Here is a 17,922-nt window from a genome sequence, read left to right as displayed (position 1 = left end):
CCCGCACCGGGAATGGCCAGCCGCAAGGGGCTTAAATTGCTGTAATGGCTTGCCGCAGGCTGCAAGGGATGCGCTCCAGCCGCTGGACAAACGGCGGGAAACCGGGCACTGCGTGGCCATGCCAGACCTTGCCCTTTACCAGCCGGATATCCCGCAGAACACCGGCACCATGATCCGCATGGCCGCCTGCCTTGATGTGCGCGTGCACCTGATCGAGCCGGCCGGCTTTCCCCTGTCCGGCAGTGCCCTCAAGCGGGCCGGGATGGATTATCTGGAGCGGGCCGCCCTCATCCGCCACCTCGACTGGGCCGCTTTCGAGGAAGCACGCAAGGCTGCCGGGCGGCGGCTGGTGCTGCTGACAACCAAAAGCACCCTGCCCTACACGGATTTCGCCTTCCGGCCGGACGACATGCTGCTGCTGGGCCGCGAAAGCGCGGGCGTGCCCGATGCCGTTCATGACGGCGCCGATGCGCGGATCACCATCCCCATGGCTGCGGGCATGCGCTCGCTGAATGTCGCGGTTTCCGCCGCCATGGTGCTGGGCGAAGCCCTGCGCCAGACAGGAACCTTTCCAGCCTGGGCAGGTTGATCTTGATCAGGACACATCACCGCTTTGCCAAAGACGGCATGGGCTTGATAAGAAGAGCCAGATTCGGCCGCCGCCTGCTCAAGTACATGGCGGCATCAGAAATGACGAAGGAGCGCCCATGACCAAGGCAGCCGAGCCCACACGCGGCGGACCCGTGCCCGCAGATATCGAGACCAAGAAGACGGTTGCGCCCGAGTGGTTCGCCAGCCTGCGCGACCGGATCTGCCAGGCGTTCGAGGATCTGGAGGACGAGATCGGCGCGAAAGGCGGACCGCTGGCGGATCAGCCCGCCGGCCGTTTCGTCCGCACCCCGTGGGAGCGCACCGACAGCAGCGGCGCCAAGGGCGGCGGCGGCGTCATGTCGATGATGCATGGCCGGGTGTTCGAGAAGGTGGGCGTGCATGTCTCTACCGTCCATGGTGAATTCTCGCCCGAATTCCGGGGCCAGATCCCCGGCGCTTCGGAAGACCCGCGTTTCTGGGCTTCGGGCATCAGCCTGATCGCCCACCCGCAGAACCCGCATGTTCCGGCGGTGCACATGAACACCCGCATGGTGGTGACGACGCGCCAGTGGTTCGGCGGCGGCGCCGACTTGACGCCGGTGCTCGATGCCCGCCGCACCCAGACGGACCCGGACTCCATCGCCTTCCACAAGGCCATGGAAGAGGCCTGTGCCCCGCACAAGAACGCTGACTACCCCCGATACAAGGAGTGGTGCGATGAGTATTTCTTCCTCAGGCACCGCAACGAGCCGCGCGGCATTGGCGGCATTTTCTACGACTATCTGAACTCCGGCGACTGGGACGCGGATTTTGCCTTCACCAAGGACGTCGGCCTTGCCTTCGTCGGCATCTATCCCGAGCTGGTGCGGGCGAACTTCGAAAAGCCCTGGTCAGAGGCAGAGCGCGAGGAACAGCTGATCCGGCGCGGACGCTATGTGGAGTACAATCTTCTCTACGACCGCGGCACGATCTTCGGCCTCAAGACCGGCGGCAACGTCGCCTCGATCCTGTCCTCCATGCCGCCCGTGGTGAAGTGGCCCTGAGGCCTCATTCTCCCGAAAGAGCAGCAAGAAGCTCCTCGCGGGCTGCCCGGTAATCCGAGGCGGCCCAGAGGCGGCGCAGGTGTTCCATCGCAGAGCCCAGCGCCGGGCCCTTCGGCACCCCTGCGGTGATGAGGTCATGCCCCGTCACCGGAAACACCGGAATGTCCCAGCTCCGGGCCAGCCCATGCAGCCCCGCGAAACCCGCTTCATTGCGGGCAGCCGAACGGGTGCGGGCGTGTGCAAGAATCAGGGCATCATGCGCCGTCTCCCGCCCCCAGGCCAGCATCTGCGCCTTCAGCAAGGCTGCAGGATCTAACGCCTGCAGCAGGGAAGCGTACCCTTCGACGGCGCGGAACATCACACTCCGCTCCTGATTGGACAGGCGCCAGCGGCGGGCGATGCGCCCGGCGTCTTCGCCCACGAAACCGGTGAGGCAGGCAAGTGCCAGAATCGGCGAGCGAGCTTCCGGCAGTTCATCACTGAGAGACTTCAGCGCGGCAAGGCTGGCAAGGCGGGCCACTCCGCCCGTCAGCAGCGGCAGGATGCCCGTCCCTTCCATCACCGCGATCACCGGCGGGCAGGTTCTGACGGCAAGGATCTTCTTCATCTCCGCGCCGATCCGCTCCGCCGAAAGCTGGCCGAGCCCGTCCCGCAGCCGCACGGAAGCGGACAGGCCCTCATCATCCGTTGGGCCGGCGCCATAGGTGGCGTGGAAACGGAAGAAGCGCAGGATGCGCAGATAATCCTCGCGGATACGGTCCTCCGCCCGGCCAATGAAACGCACCCTCCGGGCAAGGCAATCCTCCAGCCCGCCCAGCGGATCATGGATCGTGCCATCCGCACCGCAATAGAGCGCATTCATGGTGAAGTCGCGCCGGGCCGCGTCATGTGCCCAGTCCCGGCCGAAGCGCACCACCGCGTGGCGGCCGAAGGTCTCCACATCCTCGCGCAGGCTGGTCACCTCGAAGGGCACCCCGGAACTGATCACCGTCACCGTGCCATGGTCAATCCCGGTGGGCACGGCCTTCAGTCCGGCAGCCTCCGCCCGCTCGATCACCTGCTGCGGCAGCGCCGTGGTGCACATGTCCACATCGTTGATGGGCTCGCCCAGCAGCGCATTGCGCACCGCGCCGCCCACGGCCCGCACCTCGTCGCCCTCTTTCTGCAGGGCCTTGAAGACACGCTGGATCGCTGCGCCGCGCAGCCAGGGCACGGCAGAATCGGGGAGCTTGCGGGGCAAGGTCATGATGTCAGTCGCTTTCAGCGTCCGCGTTTCAGGCCCTATTCATAGCGGCCCGGCACCAGAACGCCATCGCGGAATTCCACCGGACGGTAGGTCTGGCCCTGATGCCCGTCCTTGAAGCTGGCCATCACCACAAAGCTGGCAATGACCAGCAGCCCGCCCGCAACAGTCAGCCAGAAGATATGCCCCCGGCTCCAGGCCTTGGCCGTCTCCGTGGACTTCGAGAGCCATAGCCACAGGGCATAGACCGCGAAAGGCAGCAGGAAGAAACCGACCTGGGTGAGTGTAATGCGGAACATCAGGCATAGACCGTTTCATAAAGCGAGCGCACGATGCCGGCCGTGACACCCCAGATGTACCGGGTCTCATAGGGCATGGCATAGAAGTAGCGCGGGCGGCCCTGCCATTCACGGCTTTGGCGCTGGTGATTTTCAGGCCGCATCAGAAATCCGAGCGGCACGTCGAAGATATCCGCCACTTCGCCCGGATTGGCCGTCAGCGGCGGCAGTTCATGCACAAGGCCCACAACCGGCGTAATCCGGTAGCCGGACCCGGTCAGATAGGGCGACAGGCGGGCGAAGGGCTCGACGGCCGACGGATCCAGCCCGATCTCCTCCTGCGCCTCGCGCAGGGCAGCAGCTTCCGGGCTGCCGTCTTCCGGGTCGATCTTGCCGCCGGGAAAGGCAATCTGCCCGCCATGGGCCGTGAGATGCGGCGTGCGCAGTGTGAAAAGCACCGAGGCCTCGCCCGGCTCCAGCCCTTGAAGCAAAGGCTTGGCAAGGACGGGTATCAGCACCGCAGCCTCACGCGGATCCCCCGTCCACTTGGCATAAGGCCCAAGGTCCGGATTGAGATTATGGTCGCCCGTGTCCCGCTCGGCGGCAAAGGGCAGGCGCCGCAGCGCGCGGGAGCGGAAGCCTTCAAGGGAAAACAAATCGTCTGCCGCGCCTGGCGTTCTTCCGGTCCGGGACCCGATTGCGTCCATCACGCTCATGACTGGTCTGCGCCTCCCCCTTCCGTCCCGCCCAATGCCCCCTCCGGCAGAGGGAAGAACGCGCCGCCGCTCCACACGCCAGGCACCCCGTCCTTTTCCTCGATCAGCTCCGCCAGATCGTAGAGCAGCGGACGTGTCAGCCGTGCTTCCAGCCGCCCTCGCACCAGAACATAGGGCACAAGACCATCATTTTCTTCGTCCAGCCGGAAACGCAGCGGATTTTCCGGCCCCGCGGCCACCACATCGCCAACATTTGACCGGAACGTGAGCGTCCGTGAGTCGCCTTGTCCGAGGCTGTGCATCTCGACAGCGAGGAACGGCGCATCTGCGACGCGGATGCGGACCTTTTCCACAGGGGTCACAAGATAGTGACACCCGTCCTCATCCTTCCGCAGCACCGAGGCAAACAGCTTGACCAGCGCCTCACGGCCGATGGGGGAACCCATGTAGGACCAGGAGCCATCTTCGTGGATCGCCATGTCGATGTCGCCGCAGAATGGCGGATTCCAGCGCTCGACCGGCGGCTTTTTTCCATCACCACCGCCCGCACGGGCAATAAGCGCCGCCAGCGCGTCAGCGGGACGCGCCGGGCCTGCAGAAGTGGAAATCCGGGTTTCGTCTGTCATCAATCGGGCCGCTGCATCCGCCTTGCTGTTTCTGCCATGGTTCCGCCACCAGGGCACTGTGTGATCCACACTGATCTGGAGCATCGTAGGCCTGTGCACAACCCGGCGCACGGAAAAAAGGCTTATACCGGCCCGGATAAACTGTCAGAGTGAACGGATGCAGCAGCGATCTGCCTGCCGCATCAGGCCGCCGCAAGGATGGCCGGTATATGAAAGACGGAACGCCCTCCCTTTCCCGCCGGGCAAGGACACGGACAACGGCTTGAAGAGGTTTCCATGAGCGCAATCACCACCACGCCCGCCAGCTCCGTCAACATTGTTGAGCAGGCCGAAAAGGCCGTCGCCCGCATTGGTGCGGCGCGCGCCGATGTGGCCCGGGTGATCTTCGGCCAGGAAGCTGTGGTGGACCGCGCGCTCGTCACCATTCTTGCAGGCGGCCACGGACTGCTGGTCGGCGTGCCCGGCCTTGCCAAGACCAAGCTGGTGGAAACGCTGGGTACGGTGCTCGGCCTCAACGCCCGGCGCATCCAGTTCACCCCCGACCTGATGCCCTCCGACATTCTCGGCGCGGAAGTGATGGAGCAGGCCGCCGATGGCACGCGCGGCTTCCGCTTCATCCCCGGCCCGGTCTTCGCCCAGCTGCTGATGGCCGACGAAATCAACCGCGCCAGCCCGCGCACCCAGTCTGCCCTGCTGCAGGCCATGCAGGAATATCACGTGACGGTGGCCGGCCAGCCGCACGATCTGCCGCGCCCCTTCCACGTGCTTGCCACCCAGAACCCGCTGGAGCAGGAGGGCACCTATCCGTTGCCGGAAGCCCAGCTTGACCGCTTCCTGATGCAAATTGACGTGCATTATCCGACGCTGGAAGCCGAGCGCCGCATCCTGCTGGAGACGACCGGTTCTGCCGAAGCCAAGCCCACCGCCGTACTGAACGGGGAAGAGCTGATCGCCCTGCAGGCGCTGGTGCGTCAGATGCCGGTGGGTGAAAGCGTGGTCGATGCCATCCTGAAGCTGGTCCGCTCCGCCCGCCCGGCAGAACAGGGCGAAGGCGATGAGCTGTCCCGGCTGATCGCCTGGGGTCCCGGCCCCCGCGCCAGTCAGGCGCTGATGCTGACCGTGCGCGCCCGCGCCCTGATCGAGGGCCGCCTTGCGCCTTCCATTGACGATGTACTGGCACTGGCCGAACCGGTGCTGCAGCACCGCATGGCGCTGACCTTTGCCGCCCGGGCCGATGGCCACACCGTGCGCGAGGTGATTTCCCGCCTCAAGACCCGTATCGGCTGAGCCGGGAGGACCTGAATGGCAGGCACCAGCACGGCAACGGCAGCAGACACAACGCAGACCAGCGGGCTGGGGCCGGGCATGCTCGCCTCCGCCCGCACCGTGGCCGAAGCCTTGCCCGAGCTGCTGGTGGAAGCGCGCCAGGTGGGCAATACGGTTGCCACCGGCTGGCATGGCCGCCGCCGCGCCGGACCGGGCGAAACCTTCTGGCAGTTCCGCCCCTTTTCCATGGGTGAGCCTGCGCGCCGCATCGACTGGCGCCGCTCTGCCCGTGACGAGCACCTTTATGTGCGTGAGCGCGAATGGGAGGCCGCCCACACCATCTGGCTCTGGGCCGACCTGTCGCCCTCCATGAATTTCGGCTCGAAGCTTGCTCCGGTGGTCAAGCGTGACCGGGCTCTGGTGCTGATGCTGGCTCTCGCCAGCATGCTTTCCGGCAGCGGCGAGCGTGTCGGCCTGCCCGGCCTCACCCGCCCCCTCACCAGCCGCGATGCACCGGAACGCATGGCCGCAGCCCTTGCCCGCTCCCCCCGCACAGATGCCCTGCCGGACACCACCGCCGTGCGCCGGTTCTCCGATGTGGTGCTGATCGCCGATTTCCTTGATCCCATCGCATCAATCACCGAATGGGTGGGCCGTGTGGCATCAACCGGCGCACGCGGGCATCTGGTGCAGATCCTTGATCCGATCGAGGAGAGCTTTCCCTTCGACGGCCGTGTGGAATTCCGCGATCCGGAAGGCGGGCTGCGGCTGACGACAGGCCGGGCGGAAGGCTGGCGCGAGGCCTATCAGGCACAGCTTGCCGCCCGCAAGGCGCAGCTGCGCGAGATTGCCGGGCGCGCCGGGTGGAGCCACATTCTGCACCACACCGACAGGCCCGCCACCGAGCCGCTGCTGGCACTGCATGGCCGCCTGTCCGGCCAGCCGGGCGTTATGGGAGGGGTATGATCCATGTTCGGCCTTCCCATTGGCTTTGCCTCACCGCTGATCCTCTCCGCCCTTGCTCTTCTGCCGGTCATCTGGTGGCTGCTGCGGCTGACCCCGCCGCGCCCGCGTGAGGTCACCTTTCCGCCCACCCGGCTCTTGCTGGAAATCGAGAAGCACGAGGAAACCCCGCAGAAAAGCCCCTGGTGGCTGACAGCACTGCGCCTCTTGCTTGCAGCCCTGCTGATTTTCGCCCTCGCCGGTCCCGTATGGCGCCCCACGGAGCAGCTGACGCTTGAGGGGGGGCCGCTGCTGCTGGTCATCGACAATGGCTGGACCTCCGCACGGGACTGGGAGCGGCAGACCGCCACGGCCCAGCAAATCCTCGATACGGCGGCGGAATCCGGCACGCCCGTGATGCTGCTCGCCACCGCCGAAGGCCCCAACCAGACGCTCACGCCCTCCACCGCGACTGCCGCAGGTGAGCGGCTGCGGGCGCTGGAGCCCCGCGCCTACGCCCACCAGCGCGCTGAACTGATCACCGCCCTGCGCAAGGCCCTGCAGGACAACCCGGTGGAGCAGGCGGTGTGGATTTCGGACGGGCTGGAAGATGACGCGCCGGGTGCTTTCCAGCGCGATCTCGGGTCGATGCTGGGAGCCAAGCCCCTCACAGTCTACACCGGCCTCAGAACACCCATGGGCCTTGCAGGCCTCAGCAGCAACGCCGATGCGCTGACAGTGACAGTGATCCGCAAGCCCGGCGAAGGTCCGGCAACCGTCCGCGTGCGCGCCGCAGACATGCGCGGCCTGACGATTGGCGAGACGGATGCCGCCTTTGCAGACGGTGCAACGGAGACAACGGCCGCCTTCTCCCTGCCGAGCGAATTGCGCAACGATATTGCCCGGCTGGACATCACCGGTGAAAGGGCATCGGGCGCGGTCAAGCTGCTGGATGACAGCTGGCGGCGGCGCACGGTGGCGCTGATTTCCGGCGCGGGTGCCGACCAGTCGCAGCCACTGCTCTCGCCGCTCTACTACCTGCAGCGCGCCCTTGCCCCCTTTGCCGACCTCAAGACGCCGCGCACGGCGGACCTCAGCGAAGCCATTCCGGAACTGCTGGCCGAAGGCGTCTCGGTGGTGATGCTGGCCGATGTCGGCCGCCTGCCGGACAATGCCGCCGCCGAGCTTGGCCGCTGGGTGGAAGGCGGCGGGCTGCTGGTGCGCTTTGCCGGGCCCAGAACCGCAGGCGGCACGGATGGCCTGCTGCCGGTGCGCCTGCGCGCCGGAGACCGGACGCTGGGCGGCAGCCTTTCCTGGGAAGAGCCGCAGAAGCTGGCGCCTTTCCCGCAGCAGTCGCCCTTTGCCGGGCTCACGATCCCTGAAGAGGTGGAAGTGACCCGTCAGGTGCTGGCCGAGCCCACCGCCGATCTGCCGGACCACAGCTGGGCCATGCTCAGCGACGGCACGCCGCTCGTGACCGCCCAGTCGCGCGGCACCGGCGCCATCGTGCTGTTCCACGTCACCGCCGACACCGGCTGGTCCAACCTGCCGCTCTCCGGCGTCTATGTGGAGATGCTGCGGCGGATCGTGGCCCTGTCCAATCCGGCAGCCGCAGCGCCGTCTGCGGAGGCGGGAGACACCTCTGCCGCGCTTGAAGCCGACACGTCCGTGCGCAACGTTCTGCCACCGCTGCGCCTGCTGGATGGCTATGGCATACTCTCCAGCCCGCGTGCCGATGTGGCCCCGATTGCCGTGGCAGACTTTGCCCGCACAAAAGCCAGCCGCGCCACGCCGCCGGGCCTCTATGGCGCGGATGATGGCTTCCGGGCGCTCAATCTTCTGGATCAGGGGGCCAAGCTCGTGCCGCTCGACATGTCCCTTTCAGGCCCTAGCGCAGAACTTCGCCCCTATGCGGACAGCGAACCGGCAGACCTCAGGGCACCGCTGTTCCTCTCTGCCTTTGGGCTGATGGCGCTGGATGCATTGATCGTGCTGCTGCTGGCCGGATTGATCAGCCGCCTTCGCCTGCGCCGGATGATGCGCACGGCAGGCGCGCTGCTGGTGCCCGCCCTCGCGCTTTCGCTTGTGGCACAGCCGTCACCAGCCGGGGCGCAGGACAGCGCTGACGATGTAAAGGCGCTGGAAGCAACGCTGGAGACACGGCTCGCCTATGTGGTGACCGGCAATGCCGAGATTGATGCGGCATCCGCTGCCGGGCTGGAAGGCCTGTCGCGCTATCTTGCCGACCGGACCGCACTGGAGCCCGGCACGCCGATGGCTGTCGATATTTCCAGGGACGAGCTGGCCTTCTACGCCTTGCTGTACTGGCCGGTCGATCCTTCCGCCGCCAAACCCGATGAGCGTACGATGGCGCGGATCGACAGTTTCATGCGCAATGGCGGCAGCATCCTGTTCGACACGCGCGACAATCTGGCGAGTTCCGCCAGCGGCTTCGGCACCACGCCAGCAACGGCCAAGCTGCGCGAGATCCTTGATGGCCTCGACGTGCCGCCGCTGGAGCCCGTGCCCTTCGACCACGTGCTGACCAAGACCTTCTTCCTGCTGGAAACTTTCCCCGGCCGCTATGCCACAAGCCCGCTCTGGGTGGAGGCCAGCGAAGACGCCCCGGCAGATGACGGGCGGCCGGTGCGTGCGGGCGATGGCGTTTCGCCCATCCTCATCACCGGCAATGACATGGCCGCTGCATGGGCCGTGGATGCCAATGGCACCTATCTTTACCCCACGGTGCCGGATGATCCGCTTCAGCGCGAATATGCCTTCCGCGCCGGGGTCAACATCGTCATGTACAGCCTGACCGGCAACTACAAGGCCGATCAGGTGCATGTTCCGGCGCTGCTGGAACGGCTGGGACAGTGAGGGGAACGCGGCGATGAACTGGTCCCTCTCGTTTGCTCCCTTCCTGCCCTGGCCGGTGCTGGGCGGCGCTGCCGTGCTGGTGCTGGGCTTCCTGGTGGCAGGCCTTCTGATGCGGGTGCGCGGCACATGGCTGCGGGCGCTGGCGCTGGCCCTTGCCCTTGCCGCCCTCACCAATCCGGCGCTGGACCGGGAAGACCGCGAGCCGCTTTCAAGCGTCGTTGCGCTGGTGGTGGACAAGAGCCAGAGCCAGACGCTGGAAAACCGCGCCACCGTCACCGATGACGCTGCCCGTGAGCTGGAAGAGCGGCTGGCCGCCCTGCCCGGTTTTGAACTCCGCCGCATCGAGGTGAACCCCGGCACGCAGGATGACGGCACGGCGCTGTTCAGCGCGCTTTCCGGCGGCCTTTCGGATGTGCCGCCCGACCGGGTGGCCGGGGCCATCATGATCACCGATGGTCAGGTGCACGACATTCCCGCCACGGCCGATGCGCTCGGCTTCAAGGCGCCACTGCATGCGCTGGTGACCGGACGGCCCGATGAGGGCGACCGGCGGCTGGCACTGGTCCGCGCCCCGCGCTTCGGCCTTGTCGGCTCGGAACAGACCGTCCGCGTGGAAGTGCGCGACACGGGCGCGCTGGAAGGTGCCGGTCAGCCTGCCACCATCCGCGTACGCCGCGACGGGCAACCGGTGGCCGAACAGCGGGTGCAGCCCGGACAGGCGGCTGACATTCCCGTGCAGATCACCCACGGCGGGCAGAACATCTTTGAATTCGAGACGGATACGCTTCCCGGCGAACTGACGCCGGTGAACAACCGGCTGGTGGTGACCGTCGACGGCATCCGCGAGAATCTGCGGGTGCTGCTGGTTTCCGGCTCCCCCCATGCCGGAGAGCGCACCTGGCGCAACCTGCTGAAATCGGATGCTTCGGTGGATCTGGTGCATTTCACCATCCTGCGCCCGCCGGAAAAGCAGGATGGCACGCCGGTCAACGAGCTGTCGCTGATCGCCTTTCCGGTGCGCGAGCTGTTCTCGGAAAAGATCGACGAGTTCGACCTGATCATCTTCGACCGCTACGTGAACCGTGGCGTGCTGCCGATGCTCTATTTCGACAACATCGCCCGCTATGTGCAGGCAGGCGGCGCGCTGCTGATTGCAGGCGGTCCGGATTATGCGGAAGCGGCCACCATCTACCGCACGCCCATGGCTCCGGTTCTGCCGGCGCGGCCCACCGGCAACGTCATTGAAGGCCCATTCTATCCGGAGGTTTCCGAGCTTGGCAGCCGTCACCCGGTGACCCGTGGCCTGCCCGGCGCCGGCGCTGAGCCGCCGCAGTGGAGCCGCTGGTTCCGCGCCGTCGAGGCTGAGGTTGATGCGGGCGAACAGCTGATGACCGGCCCGAGCGATCTGCCGCTTCTGGTCCTCAGCCGTCAGGGCGAAGGCCGCGTGGCAACGCTGCTGTCCGACCACGTCTGGCTCTGGGCGCGCGGTTATGAAGGCGGCGGCCCCTATGTGCCTCTGCTGCGCCGCCTTGGCCACTGGCTGATGAAGGAGCCGGATCTGGAGGAAGAGGCGCTACGCCTCTCCCTGCGCGGCCCGATGCTGCGGATCGAGCGCCAGACCCTGGGCGAAAGCGCGGCACCTGCCACCCTTACGGACCCTTCCGGCATCCAGCGCCAGCTGGAGCTTTCCGAGGAAGAGCCGGGCTTGTGGACGGCAGGCCTGCGCGTGACGGAGCTTGGCCTCTACACGGTGACCGACGGCGAGCGCACGGCGCTGATCCATGTTGGCCCGCAGAACCCGCGCGAGTTTGCCGATGTCATCTCCACGACGGCCAAACTCGCGCCCCTTGCCTCTCAGACAGGCGGTGCGGCGGTGCGGCTGGCGGATGCGGGCGGCGAGGTAAACCTGCCCCGTATCGTGCCCATGAACCGGGCCGACGGCTTCTCCGGCAGCGGCTGGATGGGACTGAAGACATCCGAGGCAAGCGTGCTGAAGGGCATCGACCGCTATCCGGTCTTCAACGGCCTCCTCGGCCTCGCCCTTCTCCTCGGCGCCCTGTCCCTCGCCTGGTACCGCGAGGGAAGGTAAGGGGCTTGATACCAAGGCTTTCGATGCTGACGCATCACGCCTTGAAATTGCTCAAGCGCCGCACAGGCTTGTCCAACTGTCGATGAGTGATGCTCACCGGGAGTTGGCTTAAGTCAGACTGAAGGTCAGCTTCCGGCCGACAGCAGCAGCGGCCTTCAACAAGGTGTCGAGCTGCACCCGGTCATTCGACGGATCAAGAATGCGCTCCAGCTGCGAAGCACTGGTGCGCATCCGGCGGGCCATCTCGGACTTGGTGATCTTCTGCGTCTTCATGGCGTGCAGAAGCTGGAGCGCCAGCGTGCGCTTGATCGCAACCGCCGTCACCTCTTCCAGCAGACCATCTTCTTCGAGCAGACTGTTGAGGCTTGAACCCACATGCAGATCGAGCGCTGCAACGCCGTCAGATACCGTCATGATCTGAACTCTCCTGTTCAGCCAGCCGCAGCCGCAAAGGCGCGCGCTGTCTGTCTATCAAGATGAAAGATAAGCCCCTTACCGGGGCAGCGCTTACCTGCCGCCGCGAACCGCGCCGGAGGGCATGGGAGCATCTGTCAGGCAGGCCACCAGCAGGCGCGCCGGATCGACCGGTCCCGGCAGGGTGATCTGCCCGAAGGGCACCGGGGCAAAGCCGAGCGGGCCGTAATAGGGAGGATCGCCCACCAGCAGCACTGCCGTTTCACCCAGCCGCCGGGCTTCATCCAGCGCCGTGCGCAGCAGCAGCTTGCCAAGGCCCCGGTTCTTGTACTCGGGCGCAACCGTGAGCGGCCCAAGCAGCATGGCAGGCGTTTCGCCAATGCGGATCGGCGTCAGCCGCACAGACCCGGCGATGGATCCATCTGCAGTGCCGACATAGCTCAGATCTGCAGAATGGGGCACGCCCTCGCGGATGCGGAAGGCCGTGCGGGCGAACCGCCCTGGACCAAAGGCTTCAGCTTGCAGGGCTTCAACGGCGGCCTCGTCGGAGGGCGCTTCAAGACGGACGAACCAGTTCTCGGTCTTCATGGCAGATGACATCTCAGGTGCATGGTATGGCGTTCTGGCGCCCTGCCCTGAAGATGCCAACGGACGGACCTGTCAGCAGCCAGATACAAGACGCGCGCGTGCGATCGGGAAAAAGTCCCGTGCGCTCCGTCGTCGTCGCTGTTCGTGGCTCGAAATCATCGTGAGTCGTCCCGTCTCCGGCGCAACTGCAGCCGGAATGAATCGCGAGTATCATGAAGCTGGCGCGCTGGTCCAGCAGTTTTTGCAAGGGCTGCCGGAAGCAGCAGGCTCACCAGTAGGCGCTGGGATGCAGCCGCCCGGAAATCTCGTCCACCCGCCGCTGCGTTGCCCCGGTCACATCCACCGGAAGCGCATCGGGCGAAAAGAACCGGGCCTCCTGGATCTCCTTGTTGGGAACGGGCGACGACATGCCCGGCTGCCATTCGGGAATCTCGAACAGCGCGACGTGATCGCGGCTGGAGCCTTCGCGGTTGTGATAGATCCCGAGCAGGTGCGGCTCAGCCTGGGCCACGATCCCGGTCTCTTCGAAGACCTCACGCACGGCTGCCTGCTGCAGGGTCTCGCCCACATCCACACTCCCTCCCGGCAGATACCAGCCGGACATGTAGGTGTGCTTGACCAGCAGGACATAGCCATTGGCATCGCGGATGACCACGCGGACGCCGAGCGTATGAGCACTGCGGAAAAGATTGGCGGAATGAATGACGCGGCGCAGCAGAGCTGGCGGCAAAATGCGCAGAACCTTGTACATGCGCGGCAGTATGCTGAACATTGTGGTCAGGGCAAGCCCTTCCCCGAAAACGCGGTAAAAACCTGTTCACCTGTCATGCAGGAAACGCAGGGCAGCCCGCCACTTCCATGAGTTGTGCGCCCGCGAAGAGTGGCTATATTCAGGTCATTCCGATGAAGAAATAGGCAGCCACTTGCGCAATGTCTGTGCGAGGCTCCCGCCGGAAAACCAGATGAGACCGACATGTTCACCGCCCTGTTCGCGCGCCGCACTCGCAACCGCCGCTTCGCATGGAAGCCTGCCGTTGACATGAGCAACCCGCGCATCCGCGCTGCTCTGACCACTTTCGCTGCCAACTGATACTGGCACTCTGGGCGTTGCGCGGCCGGTCTTTAACAAGCCCGGACCCAGCGCAGACCAGAAGCGAACCTGCCGAAAGCGCCCTCCGGGGCGCTTTTTGCTTGACGGGTCAAGGCACACGGGGGAAGGAAAGGCATGTTCCGCCTTGCCCATCTTTCCGATCCGCACCTCGGCCCGCTCCCGGAGCCTGAACTGCTGCAGCTCCTGTCCAAGCGTATCCTTGGCTACGTGAACTGGCGGCGGAACCGGAAGAAGGCCATGGGCGGGGATTATCTGGCCGCCCTCATCGAGGACATGCTGGCAGGGGCGCCGGATCACATTGCCCTGACGGGCGATCTCGTCAACATCGCCCTTCCCCTGGAAATCGAAGCCGCAAAAGTCTGGCTGGATGCGGTGGCGCCGCCAGACCTCATGTCGCTGGTGCCGGGCAATCACGATGCCTATGTGCCGGGCGCGCTGAAGGCCGCCTTCAAGGCCTGGCGCCCTTACATGACCGGTGACCATCCCGCAGAACCAGACGACCGCAACAGCATCAAGGCACATTTCCCGTATTTGCGCCGGCGCGGGCAACTGGCCCTTATCGGTGTCTCGACCGCCCGCGCAAGCGCTCCGGGCCTTGCCACCGGCCGCATCGGTGTGCCGCAGTCACGCCGGCTGCAGGAGATGCTGGAGGAAACGGGCAAAGAAGGCCTGTTCCGTGTGGTGATGATCCACCATCCGCCTTTCAAGGGGGCAACCCGCTGGCACAAGCGGCTGGAAGATGCCTCGCGCCTGCGCGCTGCCGTCAAGCGCAGCGGGGCAGAACTCGTGCTGCATGGCCATACCCATATCGACAGCCTGACCTCCATTGACGGGCTGAACGGCCCGGTCCCGGTCATCGGCGTGCCGTCCGCCAGCCACGCTCCCGGCGGCCGCCATCCCGGCGCCCGCTACAATCTCTTCAGCATTGCCCGGTCAGAAGAAGGCTGGCGCTGCACCATGCAGGAACGCGGCTTTCTGCGCGCCGGCGAAGGCATCAGCACGGTAGCAGAGCGGGAAATCGCGATTCCGGCGGGGCGTTAAAGCCGCCTTCAGACTGCGGGCAAATCTGCGGCCTCTCACCCGGCCGGATACGGCGCCTGCGCAAAACCAGCCCCAGTCACAGCAGCAGACCGCCCGTCACAGCATCGGATAGGCGAACCAGGCGAAGGCGATCAGGCCAGCGGCTCCGGCGAGAGATCCCACGAGGAACGACAGGGCAACAGACGCCCAGACGGATGAACCGGCAGGACGGGCCGAATTGCCAGCGATGGCGGCCTTCATGCGTTTGTCGAGCCAGTCGCCTTCCAGCGCCCGTTCCCGCTCGATGATGCGTTCAGCGATATATTCCGTGACGCAGTCCGCCATGTCGTCAATGTCAGAGGTTTCCAGAATGACGAGGCGTCCGAGACGGGTGTCCTTCAGGAAGCGGTAGGTCTTCAGATCACCGGCAACAACGATATGGCTGGTCACATCGATCCAGAGGCGGGGCGTCGAGCCGGGAATGATCTGGAAGGAAAACTGGTCATCATCCTCCGGAACCTCCTTGAAGACATCCTGCAGTTCCTCTGCAAGCATCTTAAGGCGGACACGTTCGGTGTCCTGCAGATCGATGACCACATCGGCCCGCTCGGCCTCGCCAAGGCGCACCTTGCGCAGGGTCTCGCGCAGGCTGCGAACCTTGGAATGGGGCACCACTGTCGCGGCCGGTCTTGTGGTCTTCTGATCTGCCATGTGTTGTCCCGAGTCGTTTGCTGCTTTTGCCTTAAGCGGACTTTTACGGATCAGCGTCCTACTGGAAACCGGGGCAACCGGCTGGAAACCGCTCTTCCACTGGCAATGTCGCAGCTGTGGTTAACAAGTATTAATATATTCAGGTCTGCACGGCCAGACGCCGCGCTGCAAAAAACCGGAACAGCAGGATTTCACCCATGAAAGTCAATGGCATCCCCTACCGGACCATCTGGCGGAGCAAATCCGGCAAGAGTGTAACCATTCTGGACCAGACCCTGTTCCCGCATGCGTTCGAAACACGGGAACTCACCACCGTGACCGAGGCCGCCGAAGCGATTCGCACCATGCGCGTGCGCGGCGCTCCCCTCATCGGCGCAACTGCTGCCTATGGCATGTGGCTGGCGATGCAGGCAGATCCGGGCGATGCCTCGCTCGACAGCGCGGCCTCCATGCTGGTCGATACAAGGCCCACGGCCGTCAACCTTGCCTGGGCGGTTGATATCGTGCGCCGGTCTCTCATCCATCTTGCGCCGGAGTTGCGGGCCGAGAAGGCCTTGCAGGTGGCGGGGCGGATCTGTGACGAGGATGTGGCCACCAATATGGCCATCGGCCTGCATGGGCTGGAGCTGATCAAGACGGCGCTCGCCCGCAAGAGCTTTGGCGAGCCGGTGAACATCCTCACCCATTGCAATGCCGGCTGGCTGGCGACGGTAGACTGGGGCACGGCGACTGCCCCCATCTACATGGCGCATGATGCAGGCATTCCCGTCCATGTCTGGGTGGACGAAACCCGCCCGCGCAATCAGGGGGCCTTTCTCACCGCATGGGAGCTGGGCAAGCACGGCGTGCCGCACACAGTCATCTGCGACAATGCAGGCGGACACCTCATGCAGCACGGCGCCGTGGACATGGTGATCGTCGGCAGCGACCGGACGACGGCCAATGGAGATGTCTGCAACAAGATCGGCACCTATCTGAAGGCGCTCGCAGCGAAGGACTGCAATGTTCCCTTTTACGTCGCCCTGCCCTCCTCCACTCTGGACTTTTCCATCAGCAACGGCCTGACGGGCATTCCTATCGAAGAGCGGGACGGCAGAGAAGTGTCCACGATCGCAGGGCGCGGCGCGGATGGCGCCATCCGCCGCGTCTCAATCGTGGCGGAAGGCTCGGAAGTTGCCAATCCGGCCTTTGATGTCACGCCGGCGCGCCTCGTAACGGGCCTCATCACTGAGCGCGGCGTGATCGAAGCCTCACGCCCAGCCCTTGCCACCGCCTTCTCCGACAAGATCAGGCACTGACGCCGGGATCAGTCCGCCAGGCGCCCCAGCACCGGCACATGCGGAGCGGCGCTTTCGGGCAGGTGACCGGCAAGACGCGGATCATCGATCACCTCAACCGCCCGCTTGTAGGGCCGGAAGCCGCTCGCCTGATAGAAGCCGATGGCCACGGGACTGTCACCGGTGCAGGTGTGCACGAAGAAGCGCTTCGTCTGCGGACGTGACCAGGCGCGCCACTGCGCTTCCTGCATCAGCCAGCGGCCAAGCCCCTGCCCCGTGACCTCCCGCGTCAACCCGAAGTAGGACAGTTCCACGTTCTGGGGATCAGCAAAGTCCAGTTCCAGAAGCCCGGCATCGACCCTGTCCTTGCGGACAACCCAGACCTCACGCGAGGGTTCGCTGAGAATTGCGGCCAGCTTCTCACGCGGCATGATGAGCCGCGAGAACCACAGCCATTCCTCGCCCACCTTGCGGAAGAGCTTGAGGAACCCATCCAGATCGTCAGCCGGAAACCGCTCCAGCGACACACCGGCAGGCGCCTTTGGTGCAGCAAGCCCTGCAGACGCTCCGCTCATCTCAAGATAGGTGACCACCAGCGCGATCTTGCTCTCCGGCAGGTCGGTGTAGCCGTTCATGTTGAGTGGGGTCATCAGAGGGTCCTTATCGCGGCAGGCATCATGGCGCCCCGGTGCAGCTGAGTATCAGCAGGCACGGGGAAGGGCCGGCATGGTGTCGGGGAAAAACGGGCCGGATGCAAGGCCCTCCTGCGCGCTCTCAGGCATCTGCCGTAACGGCATTGTGAAGGAGCGAAAGTCAGGCAATTTGCCGCGAATTTACCTTTCATTAACCATATGTACCAACACTGCTCCCATGTCTAAGATCGGAAACAACCCAAACCGCAACGATAAAAAGCCAAGTCTCAAAGACTACAATGACGCTTGGGCGGCCGTACGCAGGCGCTCTGCTCAACAGACAATGAATCTCAACGCCCAGCTCAATCAGGCTTTTTTTCAGATCAACACCGGGGTCGCGCAGCAACAGGCGTCCAACGCCATTCGCGGCAACAACATCAGCGCTGCCACAGCCATGTCACGGCTGAATATTCTGGTGTGATGACACGCGCAAAGCCG

General features: G+C 65.2%; 18 protein-coding genes. 9 read left to right on the top strand and 9 right to left on the bottom strand.

Translation table 11 applies throughout. The features are described from left to right. Window positions 1–118: 118 nt before the first annotated feature. Together H163_RS0107360 and hemF are read left to right on the top strand one after the other, a co-directional pair. Window positions 119–589, top strand: coding sequence for a tRNA (cytidine(34)-2'-O)-methyltransferase (locus H163_RS0107360; protein ID WP_026355567.1), 471 nt, complete (start codon window positions 119–121; stop codon window positions 587–589). A gap of 118 nt (window positions 590–707) precedes the next feature. Continuing rightward, window positions 708–1,634: an oxygen-dependent coproporphyrinogen oxidase gene (gene hemF, locus H163_RS0107355; protein ID WP_019963918.1), complete on the top strand. Its 927-nt coding sequence runs from the start codon at window positions 708–710 to the stop codon at window positions 1,632–1,634. Window positions 1,635–1,638: 4 nt separating this feature from the next. On the opposite strand, the gene H163_RS0107350 is transcribed toward hemF, so the two are convergent. Genes H163_RS0107350 through H163_RS22390 form a run of 4 tightly spaced genes read right to left on the bottom strand, consistent with a single transcriptional unit; the run spans window position 1,639 to window position 4,497 of the window. Further along, the gene (locus H163_RS0107350) at window positions 1,639–2,880 is read right to left on the bottom strand and encodes a CCA tRNA nucleotidyltransferase (protein ID WP_019963917.1); all 1,242 of its coding nucleotides are present in this window, start codon (window positions 2,878–2,880) and stop codon (window positions 1,639–1,641) included. 35 nt (window positions 2,881–2,915) lie between these two features. Next, window positions 2,916–3,176 (bottom strand): DUF6111 family protein, encoded by a 261-nt coding sequence (locus tag H163_RS0107345; protein WP_019963916.1) that lies wholly within the window; start codon window positions 3,174–3,176, stop codon window positions 2,916–2,918. After that, window positions 3,176–3,862, bottom strand: a complete 687-nt coding sequence (locus H163_RS0107340; protein WP_019963915.1) for a CoA pyrophosphatase — start codon at window positions 3,860–3,862, stop codon at window positions 3,176–3,178. Before H163_RS0107340 ends, H163_RS0107345 begins: the two co-directional genes overlap by 1 nt. Before the next feature lie 5 nt (window positions 3,863–3,867). After that, the gene (locus tag H163_RS22390) at window positions 3,868–4,497 is read right to left on the bottom strand and encodes a DUF1285 domain-containing protein (RefSeq protein ID WP_051105339.1); all 630 of its coding nucleotides are present in this window, start codon (window positions 4,495–4,497) and stop codon (window positions 3,868–3,870) included. A 276-nt stretch (window positions 4,498–4,773) separates the two neighbouring features. Between H163_RS22390 and H163_RS0107330 the strand changes: the two genes are divergently transcribed. The 4 genes from H163_RS0107330 to H163_RS0107315 are packed head-to-tail and all read left to right on the top strand — an operon-like array spanning window position 4,774 to window position 11,671. After that, window positions 4,774–5,784, top strand: coding sequence for an AAA family ATPase (locus tag H163_RS0107330; protein ID WP_019963913.1), 1,011 nt, complete (start codon window positions 4,774–4,776; stop codon window positions 5,782–5,784). A gap of 15 nt (window positions 5,785–5,799) precedes the next feature. Continuing rightward, window positions 5,800–6,729, top strand: a complete 930-nt coding sequence (locus H163_RS0107325; protein WP_019963912.1) for a DUF58 domain-containing protein — start codon at window positions 5,800–5,802, stop codon at window positions 6,727–6,729. Between the two features lie 3 nt (window positions 6,730–6,732). Continuing rightward, on the top strand, window positions 6,733–9,582 hold the full coding sequence (locus H163_RS0107320; protein WP_019963911.1) for a DUF4159 domain-containing protein: 2,850 nt from the start codon (window positions 6,733–6,735) through the stop codon (window positions 9,580–9,582). A 13-nt stretch (window positions 9,583–9,595) separates the two neighbouring features. Further along, a complete protein-coding gene (locus H163_RS0107315; protein WP_026355565.1) occupies window positions 9,596–11,671 on the top strand; it encodes a membrane protein in 2,076 nt (691 codons plus the stop codon). Between the two features lie 108 nt (window positions 11,672–11,779). Here the strand turns inward: H163_RS0107315 and H163_RS0107310 are convergent, their stop codons facing one another. From H163_RS0107310 to H163_RS0107300, 3 genes are all read right to left on the bottom strand, one after another. Then, the gene (locus tag H163_RS0107310) at window positions 11,780–12,085 is read right to left on the bottom strand and encodes a helix-turn-helix domain-containing protein (RefSeq protein WP_019963909.1); all 306 of its coding nucleotides are present in this window, start codon (window positions 12,083–12,085) and stop codon (window positions 11,780–11,782) included. Between the two features lie 93 nt (window positions 12,086–12,178). After that, the gene (locus H163_RS0107305; protein ID WP_019963908.1) at window positions 12,179–12,673 is read right to left on the bottom strand and encodes a GNAT family N-acetyltransferase; all 495 of its coding nucleotides are present in this window, start codon (window positions 12,671–12,673) and stop codon (window positions 12,179–12,181) included. Window positions 12,674–12,941: 268 nt separating this feature from the next. After that, window positions 12,942–13,424, bottom strand: a complete 483-nt coding sequence (locus tag H163_RS0107300; RefSeq protein WP_040678296.1) for an NUDIX domain-containing protein — start codon at window positions 13,422–13,424, stop codon at window positions 12,942–12,944. A 474-nt stretch (window positions 13,425–13,898) separates the two neighbouring features. On the opposite strand from H163_RS0107300, the gene H163_RS0107290 reads away from it, so the two are divergent. Continuing rightward, window positions 13,899–14,825 (top strand): metallophosphoesterase family protein, encoded by a 927-nt coding sequence (locus H163_RS0107290; RefSeq protein ID WP_019963905.1) that lies wholly within the window; start codon window positions 13,899–13,901, stop codon window positions 14,823–14,825. Window positions 14,826–14,921: 96 nt separating this feature from the next. Here H163_RS0107290 and H163_RS0107285 read toward each other — a convergent pair whose 3' ends face one another. After that, complete coding sequence (locus H163_RS0107285) at window positions 14,922–15,515, bottom strand: hypothetical protein (protein ID WP_019963904.1); 594 nt, start codon at window positions 15,513–15,515, stop codon at window positions 14,922–14,924. A gap of 197 nt (window positions 15,516–15,712) precedes the next feature. Between H163_RS0107285 and mtnA the strand changes: the two genes are divergently transcribed. After that, entirely contained in the window at window positions 15,713–16,813 is a 1,101-nt protein-coding gene (gene mtnA, locus H163_RS0107280; protein WP_019963903.1) for an S-methyl-5-thioribose-1-phosphate isomerase, read from the top strand. Window positions 16,814–16,821: 8 nt separating this feature from the next. On the opposite strand, the gene H163_RS0107275 is transcribed toward mtnA, so the two are convergent. Then, entirely contained in the window at window positions 16,822–17,442 is a 621-nt protein-coding gene (locus H163_RS0107275) for a GNAT family N-acetyltransferase (RefSeq protein WP_019963902.1), read from the bottom strand. A 220-nt stretch (window positions 17,443–17,662) separates the two neighbouring features. On the opposite strand from H163_RS0107275, the gene H163_RS24310 reads away from it, so the two are divergent. Further along, window positions 17,663–17,905 (top strand): hypothetical protein, encoded by a 243-nt coding sequence (locus H163_RS24310; RefSeq protein WP_147290447.1) that lies wholly within the window; start codon window positions 17,663–17,665, stop codon window positions 17,903–17,905. Window positions 17,906–17,922: the final 17 nt, after the last annotated feature.

The sequence above is a fragment of the Pannonibacter phragmitetus DSM 14782 genome, from assembly GCF_000382365.1.
In the GTDB taxonomy this organism is placed as follows: Bacteria; Pseudomonadota; Alphaproteobacteria; order Rhizobiales; family Stappiaceae; genus Pannonibacter; species Pannonibacter phragmitetus.
Note: the sequence above shows the minus strand (reverse complement) of the source record. Positions and strands in the feature narration are given on the sequence as shown.